The 2,997-nt window shown below is 63.0% G+C and carries 7 protein-coding genes; 3 read left to right on the top strand and 4 right to left on the bottom strand.

Annotated elements, in window-relative coordinates:
- Window positions 1-103: 103 nt before the first annotated feature.
- Entirely contained in the window at window positions 104-334 is a 231-nt protein-coding gene (locus tag HUK84_RS13845) for a hypothetical protein (RefSeq protein ID WP_176640810.1), read from the bottom strand.
- A 290-nt stretch (window positions 335-624) separates the two neighbouring features.
- On the opposite strand from HUK84_RS13845, the gene HUK84_RS13840 reads away from it, so the two are divergent.
- The 3 genes from HUK84_RS13840 to HUK84_RS13830 all read left to right on the top strand — a co-directional run bounded on the left by HUK84_RS13840 (window position 625) and on the right by HUK84_RS13830 (window position 1,574).
- A complete protein-coding gene (locus HUK84_RS13840; RefSeq protein ID WP_176640809.1) occupies window positions 625-786 on the top strand; it encodes a hypothetical protein in 162 nt (53 codons plus the stop codon).
- A 105-nt stretch (window positions 787-891) separates the two neighbouring features.
- The gene (locus HUK84_RS13835) at window positions 892-1,038 is read left to right on the top strand and encodes a hypothetical protein (protein WP_176640808.1); all 147 of its coding nucleotides are present in this window, start codon (window positions 892-894) and stop codon (window positions 1,036-1,038) included.
- A 104-nt stretch (window positions 1,039-1,142) separates the two neighbouring features.
- Window positions 1,143-1,574, top strand: a complete 432-nt coding sequence (locus tag HUK84_RS13830) for a CHRD domain-containing protein (protein ID WP_176640807.1) — start codon at window positions 1,143-1,145, stop codon at window positions 1,572-1,574.
- 206 nt (window positions 1,575-1,780) lie between these two features.
- Here the strand turns inward: HUK84_RS13830 and HUK84_RS13825 are convergent, their stop codons facing one another.
- The 3 genes from HUK84_RS13825 to HUK84_RS13815 form a co-directional block, all read right to left on the bottom strand.
- Complete coding sequence (locus HUK84_RS13825; protein WP_176640811.1) at window positions 1,781-2,113, bottom strand: DMT family transporter; 333 nt, start codon at window positions 2,111-2,113, stop codon at window positions 1,781-1,783.
- 435 nt (window positions 2,114-2,548) lie between these two features.
- Window positions 2,549-2,698, bottom strand: coding sequence for a hypothetical protein (locus tag HUK84_RS13820; RefSeq protein WP_176640806.1), 150 nt, complete (start codon window positions 2,696-2,698; stop codon window positions 2,549-2,551).
- A gap of 184 nt (window positions 2,699-2,882) precedes the next feature.
- Window positions 2,883-2,987 (bottom strand): hypothetical protein, encoded by a 105-nt coding sequence (locus tag HUK84_RS13815; protein WP_317135291.1) that lies wholly within the window; start codon window positions 2,985-2,987, stop codon window positions 2,883-2,885.
- Window positions 2,988-2,997: the final 10 nt, after the last annotated feature.

Below are 2,997 nucleotides of genomic sequence, written 5' to 3'. Positions count from 1 at the left end.
GACATCACCGACCCGCCGCCCGCCCCACTCGGGCGCGATGCCGGTCGCGACGCCGACCGCGACGGGGATTGAGCAGCCTGCCAGTCTCCTTCAGCCCCGGTCTTCAGCCAGGGACCCTGCGCCGTCGGGTGCGCGGATGTTCCGGCCATTCCATCAGCACGTTCTCGACCGCCTGCGGGTCGGTCCGCTCGGCCTCTGCGAACAATTCGTCCGCCCGCGCCTGGTCGCCATGCTCTTCCGCCCGCAGGGCGGCCTCGGCCAGGCGGCGCGCCAGTTCATGCTTGCCCGCCCCGGCATGGGCCGGCTTGTCGTCGTCTTCGATAAATCGGGACATCACACGCATCCTTCCCTGCGCGCGTCCGCGCGCGTTGGTCCTCGGCAAATCGCCCGCAGCAAATCTTCCGGACGGACGGATCGCGGACGCGCCGTCTCCAAATCCGTAACTGCGACAAAACACATGTAGGCGTCGGGGCGCGCACATCCATGGGGCGCCGGCAAAAGGCCGCTTGACAATGGCGGCCGGATCCCGTCTTGGGGCGTGGAACAATTTGCCCTATCCAACGTTGCGCTTCAGTCCGGACTCCAAGTCCGGACCTCATGTCCGGACCCCGGGTTTGGAACAGCATGGCACAAAGGTTTCTCTCACGCGGCCGGCCGATCCGGCCACGTTCGATCCTGCTGGCAGCGCTGCTGGTCCTGGGTGGTTGCTGCGCCCATGACGGTACCGGCGACCATGTCCATCGCGGCCCGTACGGCTCCGTCGGCATGGGCTATGGCGGCTCCTAGGGGCTACCGTCGCATGCTGCAGAAAAGACCGGCTCTCGCCATGATTTGCGCACAGGCGGCGGCCATTCCTGGCATTGTTGCGTAGTTTCCATCAGGAGAACGACAATGGTCCATCTGGGGATTCAACTGGGAATGGTCGGCCTTGTGTCCGGCCTGCTCGTCGCCTGTGGCATCCAGGTCGCGCGTCTCGTCGAAACGCGGATCGACCCCGATTTGTCGGTGTTGAATCGGCCGGCCGGCCTGGACATCTGACAGCCGGACGGCAAGGCTTCGCGTTTGGTGCCGCCGCGGATAATCGCCGCCGGCGCGTCGTGACCGGCCGCGCTTTGCGGCCTTTTCTCGCGGGAGAATTCCAGATGATCCGTTCCTTCCTGATCGCCGGCATGGTCCTGGCCGTCCCGGCGCTGGCCGCGGCACCGGTCCAGGCCCGTACCGTCCCGGTCACCGGGCCGTTCGTTCCGGCCGCCGGCGCCTCGTCTGCGGTGACCGGCCGTTTCACCGGCACGCTGGATGAGAAGCGCAACCTCGTCACCTACACTATTAAATATAGCGGGCTGAGCGGTCCGGTCATGGCGGCGCATTTTCACGGCCCGGCCGATCCGGGGCAGGATGCCGGGGTCATGGTGCCGATCAAGGGGCCTTATGCCAGTCCGCTGCACGGCGCGGTGGTCATGACGCCGGAGCAGGTGACGGCGCTGCGGGCCGGCCGGGTCTATGTCAACCTGCACACCGAGGCCCACCCGAACGGCGAAGCCCGCGCCCAACTGCAGGTGCGCGGCGCCCGATAGCCGGCCGAACGCCGTCCAGGGCGGATCGTGATCGGGTGGAACCGCCCGATCACGTGAAGACGCAATGACGTCCAGCCCGGGCAGGCCACTAAAATATTGATTCTAGAGCAGATCCCGTTCAAACGGACTCGTTTGAACGGGTGAAGATGCTCTATAAAATAATGACTTAGAGCATTTCCACTGAACCGGTGTTCAGTGGAAATGCTCTAGTGACCGGCGGTACGGGAAAACAGATTGATGATCGCCACGCCCAGGACGATCAGCACCATCCCCACGATCGCCGGTCCGTCCAGATATTGTTTCAGCCAGATCCGGTTGATGACGGAAATCAGCACGATACCCGCGCCCGACCACACGGCATAGACGATGCCGGTCGGCATGGTGCGCAGGGTCAGCGACAGCAGGAAGAACGCCACGCCGTACAGGCCGAGCATCAGCGCCGTGGGCAGCGGGCGGGAAAAACCATCCGATAATTTCAGTAATGATGTTGCGATGACTTCGGCGATGATGGCGCCGGCCAGAAACAGATAGGAATTCACGCCCCGATCGCCCTTGTGCCCGACCCCGCGACAAATCTGCCGCACGGTACAACAAGAAACGCCACGCGCCCAGCCATCGTCTTCCATGCATTCGCCGTCCGGCCCCCGTAGCGTTGCGTACATCACAGACATCACAGAAATACCCTGTTTCCGGAATCGTTCGGATTCCAGAAACAGGGCTGGGCACAAAACGGAAGAATATTTTCGACCAATCCGCCGATCGCCGGAATCCGCTCATGAATTCCGGACGCAGAACCCCAATGCATGCCGTGACGGGGGGGCGCCTAATCGGGCAACTCTCCCTCATCATGGTCTGCTCCAATGTCCTGATTCCGAAATTCGCAAGCGAATTCCGGAATCGAAAGGACATTAGAATCAATATTTTAGTGGCCTGCTGATCCGAGAAATTCTCGTAAGAATTTCTCGGGCAGGACGCTAATGCCCCAGCGGAATCGTGGGCGACAGCAGGATGCTGATGACGATGGCGGCGATCATCACCGCCACGACGACGATGCCGCCCAATGTCTGCTTGGTATTGTCCGACAATCTGTGATCGGGATGGCCGGCCAGGCGTCTGCCGAACATGACATGCTCTCCAAATGACCAGGGTCCGGATGTCCGGAAACCGGTTCCGGAAAATTCTTTCCCTCAGAACGAACTTCGGGAAACCAATCCTTGGGGCGCGGGTATCGCTCCCGTCGACGGATCTGGTTGGCGCGCATGCGCGAAACAAGGGCCGGCGGACGCGCTCAGCGCGATGTGAAGCGGCCTACAGGGCCAGGACGCTCAGCACGCTTCCTTCCACGATCACTGCGCAGGCGCCCAGCACGTCGCCGGTATGCCCGCCGATCTGCCGTCGCGCCAGGCCCGCCACCAGCCCGGCC

The organism is Nguyenibacter vanlangensis (genome assembly GCF_013376155.1).
In the GTDB taxonomy this organism is placed as follows: Bacteria; Pseudomonadota; Alphaproteobacteria; order Acetobacterales; family Acetobacteraceae; genus Gluconacetobacter; species Gluconacetobacter vanlangensis.
Note: the sequence above shows the minus strand (reverse complement) of the source record. Positions and strands in the feature narration are given on the sequence as shown.